We start from the raw sequence: 25,590 nt of genomic DNA on the forward strand, positions 1-25,590 counted from the left end.
AATAAGCAATTCCAGTCTTTGCTGCGATAGGATTTTGATGAACGATAATTTTCTTCTCTGCCATAGCCACTGTTACGATTATTGTCATTATCATTGTCTCGACGACGATTATTTTTGTAATCATCATCATCATCATCTTTATCTTTACGATTATTTCGTTTGTTATCGTCTTTTTTAGCTATAAGAAGGTTTGTTTTGTCTGCACTTAAGAGATTTGTGAATGAGTTGTTGTTTCTCTCTTCTGTGTTAACAATTTTCCCTTGTATATCTACTATATCTGTTGTTAAAGAAAAAACCTGAGAGGGAATTGAGACAACCGCTAGGAGTGAGAAACTGCTAACTGTTAGAGCATTTTTCCACAAGGAACTAAACAAATACTTGTGTGACATAGTTTTTTTGCGTTTATTGGTAGATGTTACGACTTTGCGTATAACAGTATCGGACTGAATATGATATTTCTAAGTTCCCAACGCTGTCTAATTTTGCATATTTGATTAGTAGTTGTAAGGATTGAAGAGGGTATTTTATTGTAGCAATTTATACTTTTAATGAATTATGCGATCGCACCACAACCCAGATATCGCTTCACGCTTTGAGTTAATTGTTATTTTCGTTATAATTTTATCAACCTTTGCTATACAATAAATCATGTCTTTGCAACTCAAAATTAACTATCCAGAAACTTTACCTGATGCTGTTGGTAAAACCAGAGAACAGTTTGAACAAGAAGCAAAATGGGCTATGGCAGTTAAACTATATGAAATGAAACGCCTTTCTTCTGGTATGGCTGCGGCGTTACTGGGAGTGGAGAGAGTAACTTTTATTCTCAAATTAAATGATTATGGAGTGCCATTAATTGATTTAAGTGCAGAGGAATTATTATCAGATATAGAAAATGCCTAACACCGGTGAAATTGTTATTAATACTTCTCCTTTAATTGCTATTGTTGCTGCTATGGGGGAATTTAATGTTTTACAGTCTTTATATACAAATGTTCTTGTTCCCTTTGAAGTCTCTCAAGAAATACTCATTGGTGGTACAACAGGTTTGGGTGTAACTGAATTTCAAGCAGATTTTTGGCTAAAAAAGCAAAGTGTTCCTGTAAATATTTCTCCTATACTTCTGAATTCTTTAGATATAGGAGAAGCTTCTGTAATTCAATTAGCATTAAATAAAAATATTTCTACAGTCTGTATAGATGAAGCGGTAGGAAGAAGAATAGCTAGATTAAGTGGTCTTGCAGTTACGGGTTCAATTGGGATTTTGCTACGTGCTAAAAAAGAAGGATATCCTCTATCTATCAAAACTGCGATTGAAAAAATGCTCAATCACAATATTCGTTTAAGTCAACGAGTGATTGATTTCGCACTTAAAGAAGCTGGGGAATTTTAATATAGGTAGGGGTTTAGCAGTGCTAAACCCCTACACATCTAGCTTTTTTGTTATTTTGTAAAAGTTCAAATCTCAGCCGTTTTCAGTATAGTCGCGGGACATAAAAGTTAAAGGCTCAGGTGAAGACTCAAACCCATGTCTTTCATACCATTCTTTTCGATTAAAGCCGTCAGCAGCAATAGAGTCTCCTGGTCTCTCGAGAATAATAGCTGTTTTCTTTCTTTGCCAGAGTGCTTGACAGGTATATTCTAGTAGTGGCGTGCCATACCCCTGCCGTTCAAACTCTTCTAAAGTGTATATAGTATCCAAGTACCAAGCTCGTTTGTTAAATCTGTCTACTCTACAGAAACTTTCTCCAAGTTGAGTTCCATCCTCTCGAAAAAGACCAAAAGTCATCCCTTCTTGACCATATTTGTTGGGGATTCTCTTAAATATGAGATTTTCACCCTCCAACTCGAATGTTACGCAATCCATAGTGTCATCAATACTGACTTCTCCTTGCGGGTTTTCCTCTTGGGATGACATATCTAAAGCGTTGATTTCAGTATCTTTACACATCTGAGTTTATCCATATTTATTAATTGAGTCAACAGATTTTAAGCTTCATTTAAAATGTGCTGGTAACTTTGCCAAAATTCATTTTAAACAAATATACAGAGTAATTATGCTTTTTGTTGAATAAAGGCTTTGTGGCGTTTGCATTATGCTGTAAGAATTTGTGCCAAATCTTCAGGACTAACAAATTTAATGCCGTAGTCTTGTTCTAACCACTTACGATTATTTTCAGACATGACTGATTTTTGTCCTGCATTTTTAGCTTTATCTCGTGTACAAAAATACTGGTTGCTATGTGCAATATGAGATGCTATAGCATCACCATCTGCCCATTCAGCAAAAGCTTTTTCAATTTTTTTATTTTCTTCAGGAGGAGCATTTTTAAATCCTTTTATCCAATGTTCCGTACCGCTAGTATAGCGTTTCCCAATTTCTTCTAAATCGTAACTACCACAGCAACAATTCTTAATTTTATCAACCACTTCTCCAAATGTTTCTTCATAAAGAGATATTTCTGTATGGGTTAATTTTATAAACCACTCACTTTGTAAGTCAGGATTTTCTATCCAACCGAATCTTTTACATGGTAGAATTTTAAATCCTAACTCCAAAGCATCATTTAACTGTGATGTTAAGTGGAGATTATAAGCCTTATTACCAGGATGCGAAGTATTATCTTGATCAATATTCAATCTAATTCCTCTAATGTCTCCCTCAATATATTCTGTAACTGTATAGGGTAGATTATAGTCTCTAAAAAATTTATGTCTGTCTATCTTTTTAATAGCTTCTATAGTAAAAACTGTCTCAGCCAAGAAACCTTTTGCATATCCATTTTTAATAGATGAATTTATTATTTGGAAACTTGGGAGAGCCTGTTCATCTGGGAATTTATCTGGATTTGGATTGACCACTTTAGGAAAAACATTTGAGTCAAATGTGATATTAACTATGCTCATAAGTCTATTTATTGAACTAATGTATCTAAATTAGTAGATAGTATACGCATAAGTCAAGCATATCTACCAAAATTGGGATAAATAACAAAAGGCTAATCTAGAAAATCGAATGTCTGAGTAATCTAAGTAGCAATAGATGGTGATAAATGTGCATCAACCCAGATAATCATGCAACTAACACCGGATGATTGAGTTTTCGTGAAGCGTATAAAAGTGCTGCTTTGAGATCATCAGCTTCAAGATCCGGCATTTCCGCTAGAATTTCTTCAGCACTTAAACCAGAGGCAAACAAATCTAATACATCTGATACCCTAATTCTCATCCCCCGAATACAAGGACGACCACCACATTGTTTAGGATTAATTGTAATTCTTTCCAGTAAATTTGACATATAAGCTAATTTCATAAACTCTTATTTTTAGCATAAATCAAGTTTGTAAAACCTGCAACTTTATTAATAACAGCAATCACTAAACTAGGCTAGAACAAAAAAATGAAGGATAAAAAAATTCATCCTTCACTCTGCAAACTTTATGGTGTTTATTTCCTTATTTCTCAACACCTGTATGGACAGTTTTCACCCATTTGAGGCGTTTTGGTCGGAAAGACATTCGCGCCGTCGTGCTACCCATAACTACTAACCAATGCAACATATATAAACTGCCGCGAAGGGTTTGTAAAAGTACCATTAAATAGGTAGATGGTTTAAATTGTTGATCGGAACGGACGTGCTTTAAACCAGCAAACATTCCTACTACTGACATTCCCAAAGATAAGCCAGTTACAGGACTTAATACGGGGGGACGATGACGAGCGATCGCCATTAATATATCTGGTATTGCTGCGGTAGGTAAAATATACATTGTTACCATAAATATCAACAAATCCCAGGTTTTCTTAGTCCCCATGCGGTTTTTGAGGATGAGATCCCAGTAGTCTAAATAACGTTGATAACCACCTTCTGCCCAACGGTTACGTTGATGCCAAAGGGCTGTAGCATTGGTGACTGCTTCTTCTTCGACGGGAGGATGAAAAACACATTCAATATCCCATTTATCTAGATGTAAACGGATAGTTAAATCTAAATCATCAGTAATAGTTTCCTCATTCCAACCACCGCAACTTGCTAAGGCTTGACGACGGACAAATTGACCATTACCTCGGAGTTCACCAATCCCACCAATGGCAGTGCGCTGTTGTTGAAACCAGATATCCAACAACATTTCCGCCATTTGTCCCTTAGTCCAAAAATTTTCCTTAGCATTGGCGATCGCTTTCCGCATTTGTACCGCCCCTACCCGTTCTTTCTGAAACAAAGGAACTATTTGTAATAGCAAATCTGGTGTAACTTGGGCATCAGCATCAAATACAGCAATAATCTCTCCCTTTGTCAGCGGTAACACTTGATTTAATGCCCCCGATTTGCCCCCACTAGCATCAGGATCACGCCTAAATACATTTAGTTGTTGATATTCCTGCTTGAGTTGGGCTAGTAATTGGGGTGTATTATCTGTACTATTATCATCAATAATCCAGACTTCATATTGACCATTACCGTATTCCAAATTACACAGATTTTTAACTAATCTACTAATTACCGCTTCCTCATTTTTAGCGGCAACTAAGACAGAAATAAAAGGTAAATCTCCCTCTATTTCTTGGGAATGGTGACGGGGTTTGGCAAAAATAATCCCCAAGGCATGAATGCCTAGCATTGTTGTCAGTCCCAGGATAAATATTGAACCCCAAGAAACTAAATGCAAGGTGATAGTACCACTCCAGACTATAGTTAAAACTAGAGCAGCTTTGCCTCTACGTCCTTTAAAGCGGGATGGTGATAGAAATACGGAATCTGTATTTACTTCTGATTCCTCATCTACTGATAGGTCAGATAAGATGGAGTCAAGAGGATCAGAGCTTCCATCATAAGCATCGTTTTCAGGCCAGGAATTCGCTGGCATAGGTTATATAATTTAAAAACAGCTATCTTATGTAGCTTTTAATTACAGACTGATTCTGTAACAGATTACTAGCTACTTAATTAATATAGTTCTAAAGAGTGCCAAAGGGAATAGAGTTTATAAAGGCGATTAGAAATCACGGCTATACAGACAAAACCTGCCTCCGCAGGTTAGCAAATCAATGATGTTGTATTAGTCCACGCAGGTGGACTTTGATTGTGTAGCAGCGACTTCTAGTCGCCCTTTTCAAAGTTTATAATGTATATGTGAAATCTTTCACCAACATACCGGGAACTAAACTTCCTCCTAATTGCCGATTTTCGTAAGTTCCAACTTCGGGAATAAATTCTTGAAAGTTGGTTAAATCAAGGAGATTTTCTGCTCCCCAAAAGCGATAGAGACTTTCATCAAAGCGCAGGTTAGCAATGGGGGCAATGATTTCGCCATTTTCTACCCAAAAGCAAGCATAACGAGTCATCCCTGTAATTCTGCCAGATGGGCGATCGCTCCAATTCAAATAATGTAAATTAGAAACATATAACCCTGTATCTAAAATTGATAAAATGTCCTCAAAATTCAAATTACCAGGATTAATTTCGGGAGAACGTAATGTTTCTGAACTATTTGCACCATTAGCAGGTTTATTATATTCCTTCGCAGTGCGAGAATTAACTAAGCTATTAATTAAAATGCCTTTTTCAATTAATGTTAATTCTGGTGCAGCCATTTCTCCTAAATTATTAAATCTGGGAACTAAACCACTTTGAAAATTTTCTTTGAAAGTGAACTTTGGAGAAAGTTGTTTTTCTTGACGTGATAAAACAGCCAAAGCACTATTACCTTGTTGAATATCCGCTTCACTAATAGCACCCCAGGAAAGCATACCTAATAAATCAGCCACCGCAGCGGGAGCAAAATAGGTTTTATATTGTCCTTTTGGTAATTCTTTAACTGGACGAGATAGCATTTCTAGTTGCTGCTTCCCATCATTTATTTTTGCTAAATAAGCAGATTCATTCCATTCACTTCCAGCAAAAGTTCCTTTTACAGCTTGTCCTGATGCCATAAATAAGGAATAATCTAAATTAAAGGAATCAGTTGCAAACCAGTGTTTTTGTCCGCTAGAATCACCATAACCTCTGATGACAATCCCCCCCGCATACATCCCAGTAAAATCTAAATTAGCAACAGTTTCGAGTATACTGGGGACTAATATTTCTGGAGTTAGTAATTTACCAATATGCACTTCTCGACTGGTATTATTTCCTGATGGTATTACTAAATAAGGATCAATTGGTAATAAAGGCAATTCATCCCGTAATTCTTGTAAAGCTGTAGATGCTAATTCCCAATCTATATCCCAATTTCCAGTAAAGGGAAACTGACGAAAACTACTGCGTTGATTAGCCATCAAGGTCAATTGAATCGAACCATCATGAACATAACCAGTTTGTCTAACTTTGGCAGAGTTAAAGCGGGTAAATTGACTACTTTCGCTGCTAAGTCGCACAGTAAAATGTTCATTTTCTGCTTTTTTAATCAGCAGAGTTTCCACAAGTTGATTAAAAGTTTTTTCTAGCGTTGATAATTCTTCTGGTTTCATTTTTTAAATTGTATCTGGGTCAATATTTAATTCTCGCAATTTTGCTGCTAAACGTTCGGCTCTTTTAGTTTCCTCTTCTGCGGTTTCTTCTGGTGTAGGAACTAACTCTCCTCCTGGAGTAAAATACCTTAAAAATCCTTGATGAATCCCTAAGTATAAACCTAACTGTTCACTCCATAAATGTCCTTTTTCATTGGGTTCTAAAGGTTGATATTTTCCATTCGTCAAATAAAAACCTGCAAATTCAAATGTATAAGGGTCAAACCAAAAATAATCTGGTGTGCGGAAAGTATTTTGATAAAGTTCTTTTTTGTATTCTCTATCAGTGTTAGCTGTACTGGGTGAAAGAATTTCTAAAATGAAATTAGGATATTTACCATCTTCTTCCCAAACTACCCAACTTTTACGGGTTTTGCGTTCAGTTCCCAAGACAACAAAAAAATCAGGGCCTCGGAAAAATTGTGATTTTTTCTGATTAGGACTATAGTAAATAGTCAAATTTCCCGCAGCATAAAAATCTGTTCTATCTTTCCATAACCATTCTAAACATTTGAAAAGTAAAATTATTTGTCGTAGATGTAGTTCAGTTTCCACGGGAGGTTCATCACTATATAAATCACTAGGAGGAAATATTACATCTGCGGAGATGTCTTGCTTCAATTCTAATTCTTGAGCAATGATCATATTGATATGGCATCAAGTAGTTACTTGTTCATTGTAGCATTAATTAAACTTTGCGCCTTTGCTCCTTTGCCTCTTTGCGCGAAACATAATTCATCAACCACCACCAAAAACTTCCACATTTGCAAATTCACAAACGGGTGAACCATGACCTACAGAAATGGCTTGATTTGGTTCTCCTTTACCGCAGAAAGGTGTGCCGTATATTTGCCAATTAGTATCATTACCAACTTTAATTAAACTATGCCAAAATTCTGGTGTGGTGGCACGATAATTAGGATTACGAAGAGTTTTGGTAAGTTTACCATTTTCAATTAATTTGGCATATTCACAACCAAATTGAAATTTATAACGTTGATCATCTATTGACCAAGAACGGTTAGATTCCATGTAAATCCCATGTTCTATTCCTGAGATAATTTCGTCAAAAGTGGCATTTCCTGGTTCTAAATTTAAGTTAGCCATTCTGTCTATGGGGGGACGATTCCAGGAACAAGCTCGCGCACAAGCAACACCGGGTAAATCTGCTCTGGCTTGACTTTCTAAACTGCCTAAACCGCGTTGTAAAATGCCTTTTTTAATCACATATTCTTTGGTAGCTGCTGCACCAGTATCATCAAAACTATAACTGGCAAATTCACCTGGTACTGTAGGATCAAAGGTGATATTCATCAGGGGTGAACCATATTCTAATTTACCAAAATCATCTTTGGTAACAAAGCTACCGCCGGCATAGTTGCGTTCATCTCCTAAAATGCGGTCAATTTCTAAAGGATGTCCGATACTTTCATGAATTTGGAGCATCATTTGATCTGGCGCTAAAACTAAATTAGTTCGAGTATTTGGACATTCTTCGGCTGTTAATAATTCTAATGCTTGTTCACCAACTTTTTGAACTTGATGCCATAAATTATCGTGTTTGAACAGTTCCCAACCTCCTTGATAAGAGTTTGCATGAGCGCCGTTATTGCTGCGTTGTTGGACGATTGCACCATCTTTTGCGATCGCTCCAAAATGATGACTAAGGGTTAGAATATTCTGATATACTTCTGAACCGTTACTACTCACAAACCAAGTTTCTTTTTGATCTGTACCGACGGTGGCTGTAGTTTGAATGATTTTATCGTTAATTTTGAGTTGCTGACAAATCCGAATTAGTAAATCATTGATTTCTCCAGGACTAAAAGCGTTAAATGGTTCTAAAAATGGCGAGTTATATTCACCAACTACTTGAGGGCGGATATTTTCACTAACTGGATATATCCACCATTTACTAGCTGCTAATGCTTGTTTATAGGCGATTTCCGCAGCATTTTGTAAACTGGAAATATCTAAGGAGTTGGTGGCTGCATAACCTAAACAACCATCAACTATGACTTCTATCATTGCTCCCATATCCAATGATTTACCATTGCTTTGGGGTAAACCATCACGCACGGAATGATGGGTTGAAGTTGTTTTTACGGCTCTAATTCCTACCCAATCTGCGGGAATGTTTAAATTAGAAATTGCGGTTGTTAATTGTTTCCACATTGTGTTAATTAAAAATTGAGAATTATTTTTTTTTGCACGCAGAGACGCGGAGGCGCAGAGAGGAATTTTGGCTCTCCCAGATTGGTTATGGTTATTTAATAACAAAAAAATCTCAAAGTCCTTACCTGGTAAGGATTTTATTAATCCAAAAATACAGATTTAATAAAAATATTGTTTTATTATATTAAAACCTTTTGTATCTAAGGATTTCAGATGAAATTAAGTATTAATTTTACATAGTCAGTCTAGGAGAGCCGGAATTTTTAATTTATTATCTATGCCAGCGTGTGCCTTCTTTGCTATCTATTAATTCAATTCCTTGGGCTTTTAGTTCATCTCTAATTCGATCAGATTCAGCGAAGTTTTTCGTTTTTCTTGCTTCTTGTCTTTGTTGAATTAAATCTTCAATATAAACATCGCTTAAACTATCTTGTTGAGAAGTTTCTGATTCTGGTTGAGCGGTTAAACCTAAAACTTCTGTTAATGTAATTAGGGTTTGCCATTTTTGGAGTAATTCATTTCCCGGAGTTTCTGTTTTTCCTTGATGGACAATAATGTTTCTTTCTCGATTTAGTTCTTTGGCTAATTCAAAAATTATTGCTAATCCACCAGGGAAGTTAAAATCATCATTAACGGCTTCTTTAAATCTCTGGATATAGGTATTAGAAATTAGATTATTCCCAGTCCCCAGTCCCCAGTCCCCAGTCCCCAATTTTTTACCATGTTGATAACCGAAAAGTAATCCTTCTTTGATAGTATGCCAGCCATTTGTTGCGGCTAATATGGCATCATCGGTAAAATCTATGGGTTTGCGATATTGTGCCATCATCACAAATAAACGCACGGCCATTGGGTCTACACCCCGATCTAATAATTGACGAATGGTGATAAAATTACCCAAGGATTTGGACATTTTTTCCCCATCTACTTTGACCATGCCGTTGTGTAACCAATAATTGGCTAATGGTTTGCCGGTAACGGCTTCAGATTGGGCAATTTCGTTTTCATGGTGGGGAAAAATTAAGTCAGCACCACCAGCATGAATGTCTATGGTATCACCCAAGCGATCGCGCACCATCGCCGAGCATTCTATATGCCATCCGGGGCGGCCTTTTCCCCAGGGAGACTCCCAAGCAGGTTCACCGGGTTTTGCAGACTTCCACAGGGCAAAATCAAAGGGGTATCGCTTCTTTTTATATTCTGCGTCTTCGACGTTTACGCGTTCACTCGCACCGGCTTGCATATCTTCTAATTTGCGTCCCGAAAGTTTGCCATATTCAGCAAAATTCTGCACCGCATAATACACATCACCATGAGACGGATAAGCAAAACCTTTATGTTCTAAATCGTGAATTAATCTTTGAATCCCATTCATTGTATGTGTAGCGCGGGGATATTCATCAGCTTCTTTAATTCCCAACCGCGACATATCTTCAAAGTATGCTTGAATATATTTTTCTGCGACAACTTCCATGGAAGAATCTTCTTCTCTGGCGCGTTTGAGAATTTTATCATCAATATCCGTAAAATTTTGGATATAACGCACATCATAGCCAATAAATTGCAGATAGCGACGCACTACATCCCAAACAATACAAGCTCTAGCATGACCCAAATGGCAGTAATCATAAACTGTCACACCGCAATAATACATCTTAACCTTGCCAGGTTCGACGGTGGTAAATTGTTCTTGACGACGGGTGAGAGTATTGTAAATAGATAGGGTCATAATAGAGGAATAAGGCAATCTGACGATAAACAATGATAACGCAAGTTGATGACAATGGCGTAAATGAAAATTTTGGTAGCTAATAATTGGCTATAATTCTTGTTAGTAATACTTCGTAATTTTGTCAATACCTGGAGGTAAAGTATGATTCAAGCATTACCGAAAACTAAATCAGTAACTTTTGAGGAATTTGTCCAATGGAAACCGGAAGGAAAGTATTATGAATTACATAATGGAGTAGTTGTTGAAATGAATCAACCTTTAGGCGATCATGAGTGGATTATCATTTTTTTGAATAGAAAAATAAACTCAGAATCAGAACGGTTAGGATTATCCTATGGAATAGCAAAAACTGTGTTGGTTAAACCTCCTGAAAATGAATCTGCTTACGCACCAGATGTTTTACTACTCAATCCATCTAATTTAATTAATGAACCTTTATGGAAAAAATCAGCTACAGTTACTCAAGGTGCATCAATTCCCTTAGTTATTGAAGTTGTGAGTACAAATTGGCGTGTTGATTATTTGAGTAAAGTTAAAGATTATGAAGAAATTGGTATTCCTGAATATTGGATTGTTGATTATTTAGGTTTAGGTGGAACTCCCTATATAGGAAATCCCAAACAACCAACTATTTCTATCTATGATTTAATCAATGGAGAATATCGAGTTAGTCAATTTAGAGAAAATGAAACTATAGTATCACCAACTTTCCCAGAACTTACCCTCACCGCTAATCAGATTTTTCAAGCTGGTATGTAAATATGTTACTCTAATGCCGAGTAGCCAAAATTAAGATAAAATTTAGAATACACCAAAATCCTACTTTATGACTATGACATCATCAGTTACTACAGAATCTCACCCAATGGAAGCGACCAAACAAGGTTTACCAGTAACAATTATTACGGGTTTTCTTGGTAGTGGTAAGACGACTTTGCTCAATCATATTCTCACAAATCAGCAAGGTGTGAAAACTGCGGTGTTAGTGAATGAATTTGGCGAAATTGGCATTGATAATGAATTGGTTGTTTCCACTGATGAAAACATGGTGGAATTAAGTAATGGTTGTATTTGTTGTACCATTAATAATGACCTAGTTGATGCCGTTTACAAAGTTTTAGAAAGGGAAGAAAAGCTAGATTATCTAGTTGTAGAAACAACAGGTTTAGCAGATCCTTTACCTGTGGCTATGACATTTCTGGGTTCAGAATTGCGAGATTTAACTCGGTTGGATTCTATTATTACTGTAGTTGATGCGGCAAATTATAGCTTGGATTTATTCAATTCTGAAGCTGCGTTGAGTCAAATTACTTATGGTGATGTCATTATTCTCAATAAAACTGATTTAGTTGATGAACCAACTTTGCAGGAATTGGAGAAAAAAATCAACAATATTAAGGAAGGTTCAAGAATTATTCGGACGACAAAATCTCAAGTTCCTCTTCCTTTAATTCTTAGTGTTGGTTTGTTTGAATCTGATAAATATTTTGATGATCATGTAGAAGAACATCATGATCATGATGATTGTGGACATGAACATCATGATGATCATGATCATTCTACCTGCGGCCATGACCACCATGATCATGAACATCATCATCATTCTGACCACTTAGAAAATGATGGTTTTATCTCTATTTCTTTCCAAAGTGAAAAACCTTTTTCTATTAGAAAGTTTCAACATTTCTTAGATAATCAATTACCCACAAACGTCTTTCGTGCTAAGGGAATTATGTGGTTTGATGAAAGTCCCCAACGTCATATTTTCCATCTTTGCGGTAAACGCTTCACTATTGATGATGATCAATGGAAAGGTGAAAAGAAAAATCAGTTAGTATTAATTGGTCAAAATCTCGATACCGAAACCTTACTCCAGCAGTTAGAAAACTGTATTTGTCTTCCTTCTATTAGTAGAGGTAAAGGATTTGGGAAGTAGAAAGTAGTAATTTTAAAAAGGTGCGCTTTTCTTAGCGTATCTTTTTCTGGCGTTGCTGATTAAGGGTATGAATTTTAGTCTCACGCAAAGGCGCAAAGGCGCAAAGGTAAGAGTTTTAAAGGTTCAATTTAGGAATTTCATACCTTAATTCACCAACGCCCTTTTTCTTTTATGCAGAAAACTGGCGTTTTAAAGCTGCAAAAACGGGACAAGGGGCTGATGTTTGTAAGTTATCTGGTTTACTCCAAGTAAAAGGGGCTTTTTGAGCCGCAGACATCCATAAAAGTTTTTTTGCCCTAGTCATGGCAACATAAAGTAACCGATATTCTTCAGCGATTTTTAGGTATTTGGATGCTTCCCAAGCTTGATTAAGATCAGGTATGGGTTTTTTGTGAAGTCCGGCACGAATTTGAGCGCGGGCAACTTCTGATAAAGTAAAATCACCTAAAAATTGTCCTTGGGGTGGAATCCAAAATCTACCAGGAATTAAATTCTCATGGAGAAAGGGCAAAAATACATAATCCCAGTCTAGCCCTTTGGCTTTGTGCATGGTAATAATTGTTAATTGCCCTGCTTTAGTATATTGTTTTTCCACATCTTCTGGTTCGACTGATTCAAATCTTTCGGAACTGACAATTTCACTTAAAGCTGATATCATTGCCCCCATAGAACTATTACCAAAAATTTGTTGATTTACCCGTTCTGCAAGTTTATCCGCAGTGGCTAATTCTGCCTGATCATATTTTAATGTTAAGGCAAAAAAGGAAATTATTTGATAAAAAGGTAATTCTAAATAAGCCCGCAGTAAACTCCGACAAAAATGAGCCGCTTTGGCAACTATTTCTGTTTGGGTTGTGGTTAAAGGACTGGGATATAAAAATTCTTCCGGTAAACTAGCAAGAGTATTAATATCTTGGGTAGGAATTAATTGACGTTCGACAAAAACCTCTAAAGTAGCTTTGAGATAATCGGGAGAATGGGGACGTTCACAAAATTGTAATAGTGATAAAATTTCTTGAGGAACATGAGAACGGCGTTCTTTTTCTCCCACATCATAAAGTTTAATTTTATGTTCTTTACATATTGGTGCTAAAGCAGCAGCTAACCATCGTCCTTGACGATTTTCTCTAACTAATATTGCTGCACTAGCTTGAGAATTTTCTGTAAATAACTCAATTACTCTTTGGGAAAGTAATTCAACTGTATGATGAATATCACTAGGGGTATAAAGTTCTAATCCTTTTCCTGTAGGTTCAGGATTTCCTTCTGGTTGATGAACTGGTTGAATTTGCTGATCTTGAAATGGTGTTTGTTTATTGTTAGTTTTGGCAAAATCCTGATTATTTACCCATGCTAAAGCAAAGTTAGCAGCATCAATAATTATTTGTGTACTCCGTCCAGCTTGAGCCATTTGAGCTAGTCTTTTTTGACTTTGACAATCTTGGCAAAATTCCCGAAAATAAACAGGATCTGCGGGGGTAAAAGTAGAATTAATCGCTTGATTAGGATCACCAACTCTAATTAAATTCAAAGCTGATTTATCTAAATTGTCCCCAAATTCTTGACTAGCTAATATTTCTAATAACTTTGTTTGTAATGGACTAGAATCTTGAGCTTCATCTTCAAAAACAGCTAAAATCTTATTTTGTTCAATGCGGCAGGTACTGGGATTTTCCAAAACTTTCAAAGCTGCTAAAATCATATCATCATAATCAATAAAATCCTGCAACTGCATGATTTTTTGATATTGTTCATATAATCCGGCTGCAATTCTTAAAATCCCATATTTATCTGAAGTTTGTTCACTCCAATTTAATAAATCTTTTGGCAATATTCCCGAACTTTTTGCTTCATGAATAACGGTATAAGCTAAATCTGGTAATATTTCTGTACGTAGCACCGACTGACGACGTAATTTTTCAGTTTCTTCTCCATCAAATTGCTGTCCTGCAAGTAACCGCAGATAAATTTCCGGATAATTAGCAATCCATTGTTCTACAGCTATGCGGATAAATCTATGACTTTGATTCGGTGTAATTAAAGCCGTATTTTCTAACTGTAATCCTGATAAATTGGGATGACGACTAGCAATAATTAAGGCTAACCCATGCAAGGTATAAACAGCAAATCCCGTTTGCGGTAAAGATAATTTTTTTAAATTTTCCCGAATTTTATATTTAATATTAGCAGTAGCAGAACGGGTAAAAGTTACAACTATTAACTGTTTATATTCCTTATTACCTGTATTTAGATAATCCTCATATTGACGAGCAATAGCGATCGCCGCTGCTGCTGCCATTCCCGTAGATTTTCCCGCCCCAGGCACGGCAGACACGGCTAATGGACCCGCTTGCCAATCAGCCATTTCTGTTTGTCCTGGGCGCAATTGGGCGCGAATCTCAGCAATATTTTCGTTTAATTTGGTAAGAGGTGATGGTGGCAATACTTCATTAGTAATGTGAGAATCTGACATAAATGAAAAATTAAAAATGCAATAATTTAAAAAAATCTCAACTCTTTATCCAATTTTACTCTTCTATATTCCCCATTTTTAAATCATTTATCTAATCTAAAAGCTGTTGAATAATGGTTGTTAATTCCTTAAGTCTCAGAGGTTTTGAGAGATAGTGATTTGCCCCTGCGGCTAAACATTTTTCTTGATCACCGGGCATAGCTAAAGCTGTTAAAGCAATAATGGGCAGAGTTAATAAATCTGGGTTTAATCGAATCTGTTTCATTGCCTCTAAACCATCCATTTCTGGCATTTGAATATCCATTAAAATTAAGTCAGGAAAGTGAGATTTGGCAAGTTCAATGGCTTCCTGACCAGTTTTTGCCCAAATCATGCGGTATCCTTTAGCTTCTAAATAACTAGAGATAGTGAGGACATTGCCTTCATTATCTTCTGCCAGCAAGATCAGCGGGGATTTCTGGGCTATTTCGTCAGGAATAGAGACTAAATCAGGTTGTACTTGATTTATAGATTCAGAGGAGGAAGCAGGCATATTCGCATAGGGTAAATCAACGATAAAACAACTGCCCACACCGATTTCACTCCTGACATCTACTTTACCACCGTGCATTTCCACAATCCTTTTCACCAAAGACAATCCCAAACCAGTACCATTATATTTACGATTTAAGGAACTATCAATTTGTACAAATGGTTGGAATAGTTTATGGAGATTTTCTGGGGCAATCCCAATACCTGTATCAGTTACGGCAATTCTAATAAAGTCTTGCAGATGTGTAATTTTTGATCCTGGGGAATATTTCTCCCCTGTGACTGTTAAGGTAATAGACCCTCCTTCTAGGGTAAATTTCACAGCATTATTGAGTAAGTTAATTAAAACTTGGCGAATCCGCCGTTCATCTATGAGCAAATCTGGTAAATTAGCTTGAATCTTCACATCAAGCTGAATCTGTTTTTGGAAAGCTTGCTGTTTAATAAAGGATAGACTGGATTGGCAAAGTTGACTAATAGCTATTTGAGAATATTCTAATTCCACTTGCCCCGCTTCAATTTTCGATAAATCCAGAATGTCGTTAATTAATGCTAACAAATGAGTGCCGCTGCGCTCAATGGTTTGTAAACCCTGACGTTGTCGCTCATTGATCACACCAAAGACCTCATCTTGTAACCCTTCAGAAATGCCGAGAATGGCATTTAGGGGAGTGCGAAGTTCATGACTCATATTCGCCAGAAACTCATCTTTAAGACGGGTAGCGCGGGCAAGTTCTTGATTAGAAGCAGCAAGTTGTTTATTTGTTTCTTGAAGTTGAGTTTCTGCCATTTTGCGTTGGCTAATATCTGTAACGCGGACTAAATTCATCTTCTGACCTGCGACAGTAATTTGCTTGGCTGCTAGGTTGCCCCAAAATAATTGATCCTTAAAGGTCTTGTATTCAAGTTCCCGACTCCAAACCCCTTGGCTTTCCATATCATTATTAATGGCTGTTAGTTCTTCGGGGGTAAACTGCTGCTTTTGTAAATTATGTCCTTCAATCCCAATCAGGTCATGTTTATCCATAGCTGCAAACATCTCCACTGCCCGTTGGTTACAGTCTAGAGTTTTGACTGTTTCTATATCAACTAAGAACAAGGCATCAGCCGATTCATTAAAAATTGCCTCGCGCAAATCTCGACTGCGGAGGATTTCAGCTTCTACCAGTTCCCGTTCCCGGAGTGCAGCTTGCTGTTCGCTAATATCCACAATGTAACCGATAATTTCGGTAATTACGCCCATTTTATCCCGGACTAGGCGGAATTCATCCTCTAGCCAACGGTAATTACCATCTTGATGCAGGAAGCGATATTGATGTAGGTAATCTTCCTGTGCTTCGAGATGGGATAGGTGGGCAAAAACCTGGGGTAAGTCGTCTGGGTGGATATGATTCACCCAGAAATTCGGTTCTGTTAACCATGCTTTTACTGTATAGCCTAAAATATTCTGGACATTCTTGCCGATAAAGGTAGTTCTATAGTTTCCAGAGGCTTCACAGGTGTAGATAATGGCTGGACTGGCAGAGAGAACAAATTCTAGGCGTTCCTTGAGGCGTTGATTTTCCAGTTCTTCCCGGCGGCGATTGGTGATGTCGTAATTAATACCGATCATCCGTTGGGCTTGTCCTTGGGAATTGTATTCAACCAGTGCATTGGCTTTGATGATGCGAATTGTCCCATTAGGTAAAACAATTCTGAACTCCGTATCTAGTTCTTGGTGATCAGCAATAACTTGTTGGATAGTTTCGCGGATAGTAACCCTGTCATCGGCATATACCAGTTGTTCAAATTTTTCCCTCCCTGTCTCACTGGGGTCAAAACTGATGGAGGAGACACCGAAGATTTGATACATTCTCTCATCCCATACCAGGGAATCATTAATTAAGTCTAAGTCCCAAATGCCAATCTTTGCCGATTTTACTGCTAATTTGAGGCGATCTGAAAGGTTGCGGAGTTGTATTTCTGCTGCCTGTAACTTGGCTTCTGATTGTTTGCGCTCGGTAATATCAAAGTTAATGCCGATCATCCGTTGCGCTTTTCCTAGCTGGTCTCGCTGGACAATCGCATAAGCTTTAATAAATTTGATAGTCCCATCAGGCCAGACAATTCTGTATTCAGGCTCGAAGTCTGTTTCTCCGGCAATGGCTTGCTCAATAGCGGTACGAGCAGGCAGAACATCATCAGGATGCAAACCTGCTTCCCATGCTTGGTAAGCACCTGGAAAATCTGAGGGGTTGACCCCATAGAGTTCATACATCCGGTCATCCCAGACCAGATGATCATTAACAATATCCCAGTCCCAAATACCAATTTGACCAGACTTGATCGCTAAATTCAATCGGTCTGAGAGATTACGGAGTTGTTTATCTGCCTCTTTATTGGCAGTGATATCACGGGAGGTAGCAATTAAACGAATTATATTTCCTGCTAAGTCAGGCACAGGAGCAACCAAGACATCCCACCATTTGGGAATACCCTTAGCCGTTGGGCAAAATCCTTGAAAACGACTAATCTTTCCGATTTTTGCGGCTTCTATCGCCTGAATTGCTGCTAATTGATCAGTTTCTCTCCAAAATTGCACCCATTGTTCGCCAATCACCAGGGAAAGGTCATCAATTTCCATCAAAACCTGTCCTCCTTGGTTGATCGAGATAATGTTGCCATCAAGGTCTAAAACTTTCAGACAGTCGGCGTTATTTTCAAAGATGCTGCGGTTAAATTCTTCACTGTCACGCAGGGCAATTTCGATCTGTTTACGTTCGCTAATATCAAGAATTAATCCATCCCATAAAATAGCGCCGTTTGCTTGTTTTTGCGGTTGAGAAATACCCTCTATCCATTTCAACCGACCAGATGGGGTAATCACTCTCCCCTCCCATGACCATTCCTCTAAAGTGTGGGCTGAATGGGCAATTGACTCATACATGGACGAGATATCCTCTCGGTGTACTAACTTAAATAGAGTATTGGCATCTCCGATAATGCTGGCTGGTTCTAGTTCATAGAGTTCTTGACTGTGATCGCTGATATATACAAATTCAGAATATCCATCGGGATGGAGAAGATATTGATACATTACCCCCGGAAGATTAGCGGCAATCCGCTGAAATCGGGCTTCATTTTCGTGTAAATCTACTTCTGTCTGTTTGCGGGCAGTGATATCTCGATCTATGCCCCGATAGCCGCGAAATTGTCTATCTTGATCAAAAATGGGAACTGCACTAGTTTCTAAACTAATCAGTTTGCCATCTTTATGGCAGTTAGTATTTTCTAAGCATTGAAAGGGGGCTTGAACTGAGGCAAATTTGCTAAACTCCTTCAATACTCTTTCAGCTTCTGCTGGGGGCATGAATTCAAAGGGACTTTTACCCAAAACTTCTGCTGGGGAATATCCCAAAATATTCATGATTTGCGGACTAACATAGGTATAAATACCCGACTCATTCACTTCCCAAATCCAATCACTAGAAGTTTCCACAAGATTACGAAAGCGTTCTTGGCTTTTTTGCAGTTCTGCAATCCTTTGGCTGACTTGAGCTTCTAAAGTCTGATTTTGTGTTTCTAAAAGTTGCAGGAGGCGATCGCGCTCTTGTTCCGTTACTTTGCGCTCAGTAATGTTAGTAATTGTCCCCACATATCCTGTTACCATTCCTTCGGAGTCTTGTTCGGGAACAGCTTGCCCAAATACCCAAGTTTCCACCCCATCCGGTCGCACAAAGCGATATTCTAAACTAAAAGTTTCACCTGTTTGGACAAAGTGATCCCATTGAGCCTCGACTATATCTCGATCTTCTGGGTGTAAGCTTTTTTTCCAACCCCCTGCTGCGGCTGCTTGCGGTGTCAAGCCAGTATTCTCACACCATTGATTATTGACATACAAACAATTTCCGGCGGCATCGGCGCGATAAATACCCACGGGGGCTGATGCTGCTAGAGTTGCATAGCGTTGTTCACTTGCCTTTAATTCCCTCGCTATCTTTTTCTGTTCTGTAATATCTTCATAACTGCACAGAACGCCAATAATCTCCTGTTTAGGGGAGAGCAGCGGGATTTTGTTCGTGCTTAACCATCTATGCACATTCCCAGTTTTTGTAAAGGGTTCTTCCATATTGAACTGAGGCTGACCAGATTCAATGACCATGCGATCACCTGCTTGATACAGTGGTGCTTGTTCTCTCCAGGGCATATCAAAATCTGTCTTGCCAATGATTTCTTCAATAGAGCATAGCCCAGCATCTAAAATTAGCTGCTTGTTGCAGCCTAAATAATTGCTGTTGCGGTCTTTCCAAAAGATAGCTATGGGTAGGCTATCCATGACCATTCGCAAGAGAATTTGGTTTTCCTGAAGCGCCTGAAGTGCCTGTTGGTGAATAATTTCGTTGCGCTTTGCTTCACTGATATCTCGTGCAACCCAAATTACAGTTTCTGGTGAAATTGGGGAGACTTTGGCATTAAACCAAACTATTCGGTTGTTAATCTGTAATTTGTATTCGCAATCTGAGGTTTGTTGTGTCGCTAGAGTTTTCTGAATAATACTCACATACATATCCGCTAGATGCGTGGGTAAAACTTGATGAACTGTTTTACCAAGTACCTCTTCAGAAGGTCGGTAAAAGTTATCGGTTTTGGTGGGAGCAATTTTGAGATAACGTCCTTGTTGATCTAGTACCAGAATGACATCAACCATTGCATTGAATAGTCCACGCAATTCAGCTTCTGAGGATTGAAGGGCTTCTGCGGCTTGTTTGCGTTGACCTTCAAGGTGCTTTTTCTCAGTAATATCTCGTCCCTCAGCAATCAACATTAGCACTTGCCCTAATTCATTCTTGAGGGGACGGAGTGAAAAGTCTATAGTGGCTATCTGACCCCCAGCACCCAATACATCTACTTCGTAGCGGATAAACTCTCCTTGGGCTGCACTGGCGATCGCTTGCTTTAATTTGTCCTGGGTTGTCTGAGAAATTGTCCACCAATATGTTTCCCAAAATGGGCGATTGATAACATCTTCTAGTTGGATGCCGCCAAAACTTAAAGCTGTCTGATTGGCCTCTACTAAAATTCCCTCAGTTGTCAGCAGTCCCGTAAATTGAAAGGTATTATCAAAAATTGCTTGGAATTTATGCTCTTTAGCTATTAATTCCCTGGTACGTTCTTCTACTTTTTGTTCTAAACGAGCATTGAATGTTTGCAGGTTTTCATAGCGTTCTGCCTGTTGAATGATATCAAGTAAACTATAAATACTTTGGGATAAGGCAATGCTAGTAATATCTTTTTTGACTAAATAATCCATTGCCCCTTTTTTCATGGACTGGACGGCAATCCCTTCATCCCCTACCTCTGTTAGCATGATCACAGGTAGTTTGGTTTTGGTTTCTCCATGGTCTTTACCCATAGCATCTAGTAATTCCCAACCATCCCCATCAGGCAAATTCAAATCTAGCAATACCACATCAAAATCTTGACATTGCCAAAGCGAAAGAGCTTCCTTGATAGTTTCAGCTTCTAAAATATGATAACTGTTGGTTAAGTCAGAGTTAAGATATCGGCAATAAGTGGCGCGATCTGTCTCAGAATCGTCCACTATTAAAATAGTTGTCGATAATTTACCTGGCTTGGTAGAAATTAGACTAGGGATGTTAGTCATGACTAGATTAGAACATGGGATAAAGCTAAATCAGGACGAGCGTGTTTAACCATCAAACACGCCAACACTTATCACTCTAGGTTTAGCACAGAAAAGAACCAGAGGGTATGTCTCACATCACACTGGGCTATTTAGGCTTGTTGAAAAGTTTTTTTGTCCTCAATTCTCAATCCTGCTATATTACTCGTCAATCTGCCAAACATCTTTGGTATATTCTTCATCCAATACTTTCTTAGGACGAACTAAGACAATCATTTTTCCTAATAGGGGAATGTTTGGTGCAGTTTCAAACCATTGAAAGTCAATACTATTGCCATTCTCAAACACAAAGTAGTTGGAAATATCCCATTCTCTTTGAGCGCGATCTATGACAATCATAATCGGTTCAATTTTATTTTGATGGGGGTTAGGGAAAATATCGCTATTACCAATGACGACTACAGGATCTTCGGCATTGAGTAGCACTTTCCAGCCTGGTAAGGCTACCCAAGCTTGTTCTCCGGTAAATTTAACAATGCGAAATGGTTGAATTTCCGTAATAAATGGTACGGCTTTTAATACTTCTGCTGTTAATGGCAATTCACCTACGACTGGTAAAATTCGGGGTAAGTCTTCATCAATTTCCAGCCGATAAAATGGCAGAATGGGCGGAGCTAGTTTGGGAGCAACGCTAAAATCCATTAATAGCTGTTCTAGTTGTTTTCTAGCTGTTTCCGAATGGACAAACCGTAAACCTTTGGCTATTAAGCGCGATCGCTCGGATAAGTCAGATTTTTGTTTCGCATATTTCCATGATTGATAGGCGATGGCATCTCCTGGATGTTTACTGAAACCTTCTGGTAAATTAGGAAACCAAGAATAATCTTTGACTGCTTTGGCTATATCCCTGACTACATCTGCATCAAGCTTGTATTGACAGGTTAAGTCGGCAGTGGTAGCACGGTCTTCTTGAGTCAATCCACGTAATTCATATAACACATCACTACTTTTAGTATTGTAATATGCTAATGTTTCTGGCGATGAGCCACATTTTTCCATGGAATTGTAAACCTGAGAGCCAACAATGACCTGATTTTGTTGAATCGGCTCAAATCCAGTGGCTTCAAAAATTTCTTGGGGGTTGTAACCGTTTTTTTGCAGGTAGGCGATCGATTGTCCCCATTCCACCCAGTTACCCTGTTTTTGTCTCAGCTTGACTAATATTTCTGTTGCTGTCTGTGCTGTATCCTGTTCAGGATTTTGGAGGTTAGGCTGTGTTTCAGTCATAATCAAAAATTAAGGGTTTTTTCGTTAATACTGTCTGATAGGTGTGAAGAAATTTGACACTCCCCGATCTAAAGACACGGGGATTCTACATTCACCGTCAAAACTTGCTCAACCAGGCTCACACCAAGCAAAGTAGGGGTTTCAACTCCTGTAGCGTTAATTTGGGGATGCCCTCCCCTATTTTTTGCTAGATGAAGAATATTAACTGCGGCGTTTGTATCTCTATGAAGATGCAATCCACAACTACATTTATGGGTGCGAGTTGATAGAGATTTTTTGACAATTACGCCACAGCTAGAACACTTTTGAGAAGTATAATGTGGTGCTACAGCTATAGTAATTTTGTCAAATTTAACAGCAAAATATTCAATCCATTGCCGGAACAAATACCAACTAGCATCACTAATTGATTTTGCTAGACAATGATTTTTTACCATGTTTGAAACACGTAAATCTTCATAGGCCACTAAGTCGTTAGACTTGCATACGTTACGCGCTAGTTTCTTAGCGTGTTCAATCCGTTGCCTACTTACTTTTAAGTGTTTTTTAGCGTAAAGTTTTCTAGCTTTTTTCCTACCACTAGAACCTTTGACTTTTTTGTAAATCCGTCTTTGAGAATGCTTGATTGATTTTTCAGCCTTTCTCAAAAACTTAGGGTTAGGTTCATGATGTCCATTAGAATCGGTGTAAAACGACTCAATACCAACATCCAACCCGATTTCATTACCTGTTTTTAGTTGAATATCTACAACATCAATACCAATACAAAACTGTGCATAATATCCATCAGCACGACGGATTAAACGCACTCGTTTAATATCTTTAAGTTCGTAGGATTGAATATCCCATTTACCTAATAATTTGAGTTCACCAATCCCTTTTTTATCAGTAAAAGTAATCCGTCGCTTAGTTTTGTGTAATTTCCATCCTGATGTTTTATATTCAACAGAACGGCAATCTTTTTGAAACCGTGGATATCCTTTCTTTCCAGACTTTTTAGATTTACAGTGGTCACTGAGCCTTGCCGAAGTGTTGTCGTAAAACCTTGATATAGCAGACCATCCCCGTTCTGCGGCTGATTGTACTGCCATTGAGTTTAATTCAGCAGCAAAGGTAAAGTCTGAGCGGAGTTCTGTTGAATACTTATTAAGAGCAAACTTGTCAATTTTGAGTTCCCGCGGGGCATCCATCCAATATCTGATCGCTTTGTTGCGAATGAATTGGGTGGTACGAATTGCATCGTCTATGGCGTTATATTGATTTTGTTTACCTTTAACTTTGTATTCTAGGACTAGCATTGATTTAACTTTGAACAATCAATTTGATTTGGTTTCAACCTGCATTTATTATACAATATATACAAAATGTCAGTGCAGGATAAATCCTGTAACTAGCCTTCATCCCTTGGCTGAAGCACAGGTGTGTCCTCCTGAGTCGGACACGCCTTCAAGGGTTTTCGGCATTCTCCTTATAATAATGGTTCTAAAATTCCTGTATCAAAGATGTTTATACCTTACTTGGTTTTTCAGTGCTATTCTTAACGTGATATAGGTACAAAATATAACAAAATAGAAACCTCCAATGTCTATCTTTATGGATAATCCGAATCTCGAACCTGAAAAAAACCGCCGTCAACCGATGACTCTTGAACGTCCCAAAAAACTCAAAATCCTAGTTGTGGATGATGAACCAGATAATCTGGATCTACTGTATCGTACCTTTCGCCGTGATTTTCAGGTGCTAAAGGCTGATAGTGGAGTTACCGCTTTACAACTATTGGAAGAAGAGGGGGAAGTAGCAGTTATTATCTCCGATCAACGAATGCCGGAAATGAAAGGGACAGAATTTCTTAGTCGTACTGTACCTCAATTTCCCGATACGGTGAGAATAATTTTGACTGGGTTTACCGATATTGAAGACTTGGTAGAAGCCATTAACGCTGGACAGGTATATAAATATATCACTAAGCCTTGGGATCCAGGAGAATTAAAGGGAGTAGTCCAAAGAGCGGCAGAAACCTATGATTTGCTTAAGCAACGCACGGAGCAATTGCGTCGCGCCCATGCCCACATGGATTTATTGGCTGTTTTGGTAGAGGTAACTCAAGCCGGATCTGGTTTAGAAGATACCCTGAAACCTATTGCTCAAGCCTTTGCTGAGACGTTAGCGGCTGATGGCTGCATTTTACAGCTAATGGAGCATAATACCCTAATCAAGACCCAAGGGGTTTACAGTGAAAGTGGTATTATCAAAAATTGGTTAGCACAAGATCCTTTGACTCAGGAAGCGATCGCTTCTAAGCAAATGCAGCTTTGCCTGAATATACCTAAAGATTCTAATTTAAATAGTGTTAATTACTATGATGACAATAACGTCAAAGCACATTTAGTAATTCCCATTAGCTATCGTAGTCAAATTTTAGGGATATTATCAATTCAGTGGCAAGAATCATGCAGTTTGCGAGAAGATGAACTCAACATGATTCATTTATCAGCGGAATTAGTAGCGATTGCCCTTGCTAGTGCTTGCTGCTCTTTGAAGGAAAAATAGCAGGAGTCAAGAGAAGAAAATTCCTTCTCTATTCCCTATTCGCAATTACCCATTACCTATTACCTTACAAAATGAGTAACGAAGTTCGCACTATATTTAACCGAATTGCTCCCGTATATGACCAACTTAACGATCAGTTAAGCTTGGGACAACACCGCATTTGGAAAGAAATGACAGTCAAATGGAGCGCAGCTAAATCTGGTGATATTGGGTTAGATTTGTGTTGTGGTAGTGGTGATTTAACTTTTCGATTAGCACGTCACGTAGGGATGACAGGGCAAGTTTATGGAGTTGATTTTTCTGCCAATTTGCTAGATACTGCTCAAGAACGCTGCAAAAATTACTATCCCCAACCGCCTATTACTTGGCTAGAAGCTGATGTATTAAATTTACCTTTTGAGAATAATTATTTTAATGCAGCCACTATGGGCTATGGATTAAGAAATGTTAAAGATATTCCTCGTAGTCTGCAAGAAATACACCGTGTTCTCAAACCAGGAGCAAAAGCCGCAATTTTAGACTTTCATCGTCCCAGTAATGAACAATTGCGGGCTGTGCAACAGTGGTATTTAGATAATCTTGTAGTTCCCATAGCCACTAACCTAGGCTTAAAGGAAGAATATGCTTATATTAGCCCTAGTTTAGACCGCTTCCCCACGGGGAGAGAGCAAATAGAGTTAGCCAGTCAAGCTGGTTTTGGGGATGCCACACACTATCCCATTGCTAACGGTATGATGGGAGTATTAGTAGTCAGCAAATAAAAACTCCTACCC

The 25,590-nt window shown here is 38.2% G+C and carries 19 protein-coding genes; 6 read left to right on the plus strand and 13 right to left on the minus strand.

Annotated elements, in window-relative coordinates; genetic code table 11:
• On the minus strand, positions 1 to 389 hold a 389-nt coding region (locus tag FJR11_RS04510; RefSeq protein ID WP_217358208.1), incomplete at its 3' end, for a hypothetical protein.
• Between the two features lie 259 nt (positions 390 to 648).
• Here FJR11_RS04510 and FJR11_RS04515 point away from each other — a divergent pair.
• Positions 649 to 903: a UPF0175 family protein gene (locus FJR11_RS04515; protein ID WP_027404542.1), complete on the plus strand. Its 255-nt coding sequence runs from the start codon at positions 649 to 651 to the stop codon at positions 901 to 903.
• Entirely contained in the window at positions 896 to 1,393 is a 498-nt protein-coding gene (locus FJR11_RS04520) for a DUF3368 domain-containing protein (RefSeq protein ID WP_168502522.1), read from the plus strand. The genes FJR11_RS04515 and FJR11_RS04520 overlap by 8 nt, the downstream gene beginning before the upstream one ends.
• A gap of 72 nt (positions 1,394 to 1,465) precedes the next feature.
• Here the strand turns inward: FJR11_RS04520 and FJR11_RS04525 are convergent, their stop codons facing one another.
• The 8 genes from FJR11_RS04525 to cysS form a co-directional block, all read right to left on the minus strand.
• On the minus strand, positions 1,466 to 1,951 hold the full coding sequence (locus FJR11_RS04525; RefSeq protein ID WP_168502523.1) for an N-acetyltransferase: 486 nt from the start codon (positions 1,949 to 1,951) through the stop codon (positions 1,466 to 1,468).
• Between the two features lie 143 nt (positions 1,952 to 2,094).
• Complete coding sequence (locus FJR11_RS04530) at positions 2,095 to 2,907, minus strand: hypothetical protein (protein WP_168502524.1); 813 nt, start codon at positions 2,905 to 2,907, stop codon at positions 2,095 to 2,097.
• A 166-nt stretch (positions 2,908 to 3,073) separates the two neighbouring features.
• A complete protein-coding gene (locus FJR11_RS04535; RefSeq protein ID WP_168502525.1) occupies positions 3,074 to 3,298 on the minus strand; it encodes a DUF433 domain-containing protein in 225 nt (74 codons plus the stop codon).
• 157 nt (positions 3,299 to 3,455) lie between these two features.
• Positions 3,456 to 4,868, minus strand: a complete 1,413-nt coding sequence (locus tag FJR11_RS04540) for a glycosyltransferase family 2 protein (protein WP_168502526.1) — start codon at positions 4,866 to 4,868, stop codon at positions 3,456 to 3,458.
• A gap of 253 nt (positions 4,869 to 5,121) precedes the next feature.
• A complete protein-coding gene (locus tag FJR11_RS04545) occupies positions 5,122 to 6,471 on the minus strand; it encodes a TldD/PmbA family protein (protein WP_168502527.1) in 1,350 nt (449 codons plus the stop codon).
• 3 nt (positions 6,472 to 6,474) lie between these two features.
• Positions 6,475 to 7,155, minus strand: a complete 681-nt coding sequence (locus FJR11_RS04550) for a Uma2 family endonuclease (protein WP_168502528.1) — start codon at positions 7,153 to 7,155, stop codon at positions 6,475 to 6,477.
• A gap of 93 nt (positions 7,156 to 7,248) precedes the next feature.
• On the minus strand, positions 7,249 to 8,685 hold the full coding sequence (locus tag FJR11_RS04555; protein WP_168502529.1) for a TldD/PmbA family protein: 1,437 nt from the start codon (positions 8,683 to 8,685) through the stop codon (positions 7,249 to 7,251).
• Positions 8,686 to 8,956: 271 nt separating this feature from the next.
• Positions 8,957 to 10,414, minus strand: a complete 1,458-nt coding sequence (gene cysS, locus FJR11_RS04560; protein ID WP_168502530.1) for a cysteine--tRNA ligase — start codon at positions 10,412 to 10,414, stop codon at positions 8,957 to 8,959.
• Between the two features lie 144 nt (positions 10,415 to 10,558).
• Between cysS and FJR11_RS04565 the strand changes: the two genes are divergently transcribed.
• Both FJR11_RS04565 and FJR11_RS04570 read left to right on the plus strand, forming a co-directional pair.
• Complete coding sequence (locus FJR11_RS04565; RefSeq protein ID WP_168502531.1) at positions 10,559 to 11,176, plus strand: Uma2 family endonuclease; 618 nt, start codon at positions 10,559 to 10,561, stop codon at positions 11,174 to 11,176.
• Between the two features lie 73 nt (positions 11,177 to 11,249).
• Complete coding sequence (locus tag FJR11_RS04570; RefSeq protein WP_168502532.1) at positions 11,250 to 12,353, plus strand: GTP-binding protein; 1,104 nt, start codon at positions 11,250 to 11,252, stop codon at positions 12,351 to 12,353.
• Between the two features lie 169 nt (positions 12,354 to 12,522).
• Here the strand turns inward: FJR11_RS04570 and FJR11_RS04575 are convergent, their stop codons facing one another.
• The 4 genes from FJR11_RS04575 to FJR11_RS04590 all read right to left on the minus strand — a co-directional run bounded on the left by FJR11_RS04575 (position 12,523) and on the right by FJR11_RS04590 (position 23,565).
• Positions 12,523 to 14,826: an ATP-dependent helicase gene (locus FJR11_RS04575; protein WP_168502533.1), complete on the minus strand. Its 2,304-nt coding sequence runs from the start codon at positions 14,824 to 14,826 to the stop codon at positions 12,523 to 12,525.
• A 91-nt stretch (positions 14,827 to 14,917) separates the two neighbouring features.
• On the minus strand, positions 14,918 to 21,001 hold the full coding sequence (locus FJR11_RS04580) for a PAS domain S-box protein (RefSeq protein WP_168502534.1): 6,084 nt from the start codon (positions 20,999 to 21,001) through the stop codon (positions 14,918 to 14,920).
• 180 nt (positions 21,002 to 21,181) lie between these two features.
• Positions 21,182 to 22,267, minus strand: coding sequence for a RuBisCO accumulation factor 1 (locus tag FJR11_RS04585; RefSeq protein WP_168502535.1), 1,086 nt, complete (start codon positions 22,265 to 22,267; stop codon positions 21,182 to 21,184).
• Positions 22,268 to 22,335: 68 nt separating this feature from the next.
• Complete coding sequence (locus FJR11_RS04590; RefSeq protein ID WP_168502536.1) at positions 22,336 to 23,565, minus strand: RNA-guided endonuclease TnpB family protein; 1,230 nt, start codon at positions 23,563 to 23,565, stop codon at positions 22,336 to 22,338.
• Positions 23,566 to 23,860: 295 nt separating this feature from the next.
• Between FJR11_RS04590 and FJR11_RS04595 the strand changes: the two genes are divergently transcribed.
• Both FJR11_RS04595 and ubiE read left to right on the plus strand, forming a co-directional pair.
• Positions 23,861 to 24,817: a response regulator gene (locus FJR11_RS04595; protein WP_168502555.1), complete on the plus strand. Its 957-nt coding sequence runs from the start codon at positions 23,861 to 23,863 to the stop codon at positions 24,815 to 24,817.
• 71 nt (positions 24,818 to 24,888) lie between these two features.
• On the plus strand, positions 24,889 to 25,578 hold the full coding sequence (gene ubiE / locus FJR11_RS04600) for a bifunctional demethylmenaquinone methyltransferase/2-methoxy-6-polyprenyl-1,4-benzoquinol methylase UbiE (RefSeq protein WP_168502537.1): 690 nt from the start codon (positions 24,889 to 24,891) through the stop codon (positions 25,576 to 25,578).
• Positions 25,579 to 25,590 lie beyond the last annotated feature (12 nt).

Source organism: Anabaena sp. UHCC 0187 (assembly GCF_009712035.1).
Lineage (GTDB): Bacteria > Cyanobacteriota > Cyanobacteriia > Cyanobacteriales > Nostocaceae > Dolichospermum.

Excerpts from the sequence above, each read along its gene's own strand:
- FJR11_RS04515 (WP_027404542.1), top strand. The coding sequence starts at position 649 with ATGTCTTTGCAACTCAAAATTAACTATCCAGAAACTTTACCTGATGCT.
- FJR11_RS04520 (WP_168502522.1), top strand. The coding sequence starts at position 896 with ATGCCTAACACCGGTGAAATTGTTATTAATACTTCTCCTTTAATTGCT.
- FJR11_RS04525 (WP_168502523.1), bottom strand. The coding sequence starts at position 1,951 with ATGTGTAAAGATACTGAAATCAACGCTTTAGATATGTCATCCCAAGAG.
- FJR11_RS04530 (WP_168502524.1), bottom strand. The coding sequence starts at position 2,907 with ATGAGCATAGTTAATATCACATTTGACTCAAATGTTTTTCCTAAAGTG.
- FJR11_RS04535 (WP_168502525.1), bottom strand. The coding sequence starts at position 3,298 with ATGTCAAATTTACTGGAAAGAATTACAATTAATCCTAAACAATGTGGT.
- FJR11_RS04540 (WP_168502526.1), bottom strand. The coding sequence starts at position 4,868 with ATGCCAGCGAATTCCTGGCCTGAAAACGATGCTTATGATGGAAGCTCT.
- FJR11_RS04545 (WP_168502527.1), bottom strand. The coding sequence starts at position 6,471 with ATGAAACCAGAAGAATTATCAACGCTAGAAAAAACTTTTAATCAACTT.
- FJR11_RS04550 (WP_168502528.1), bottom strand. The coding sequence starts at position 7,155 with ATGATCATTGCTCAAGAATTAGAATTGAAGCAAGACATCTCCGCAGAT.
- FJR11_RS04555 (WP_168502529.1), bottom strand. The coding sequence starts at position 8,685 with ATGTGGAAACAATTAACAACCGCAATTTCTAATTTAAACATTCCCGCA.
- cysS (WP_168502530.1), bottom strand. The coding sequence starts at position 10,414 with ATGACCCTATCTATTTACAATACTCTCACCCGTCGTCAAGAACAATTT.
- FJR11_RS04565 (WP_168502531.1), top strand. The coding sequence starts at position 10,559 with ATGATTCAAGCATTACCGAAAACTAAATCAGTAACTTTTGAGGAATTT.
- FJR11_RS04570 (WP_168502532.1), top strand. The coding sequence starts at position 11,250 with ATGACATCATCAGTTACTACAGAATCTCACCCAATGGAAGCGACCAAA.
- FJR11_RS04575 (WP_168502533.1), bottom strand. The coding sequence starts at position 14,826 with ATGTCAGATTCTCACATTACTAATGAAGTATTGCCACCATCACCTCTT.
- FJR11_RS04580 (WP_168502534.1), bottom strand. The coding sequence starts at position 21,001 with ATGACTAACATCCCTAGTCTAATTTCTACCAAGCCAGGTAAATTATCG.
- FJR11_RS04585 (WP_168502535.1), bottom strand. The coding sequence starts at position 22,267 with ATGACTGAAACACAGCCTAACCTCCAAAATCCTGAACAGGATACAGCA.
- FJR11_RS04590 (WP_168502536.1), bottom strand. The coding sequence starts at position 23,565 with ATGCTAGTCCTAGAATACAAAGTTAAAGGTAAACAAAATCAATATAAC.
- FJR11_RS04595 (WP_168502555.1), top strand. The coding sequence starts at position 23,861 with ATGGATAATCCGAATCTCGAACCTGAAAAAAACCGCCGTCAACCGATG.
- ubiE (WP_168502537.1), top strand. The coding sequence starts at position 24,889 with ATGAGTAACGAAGTTCGCACTATATTTAACCGAATTGCTCCCGTATAT.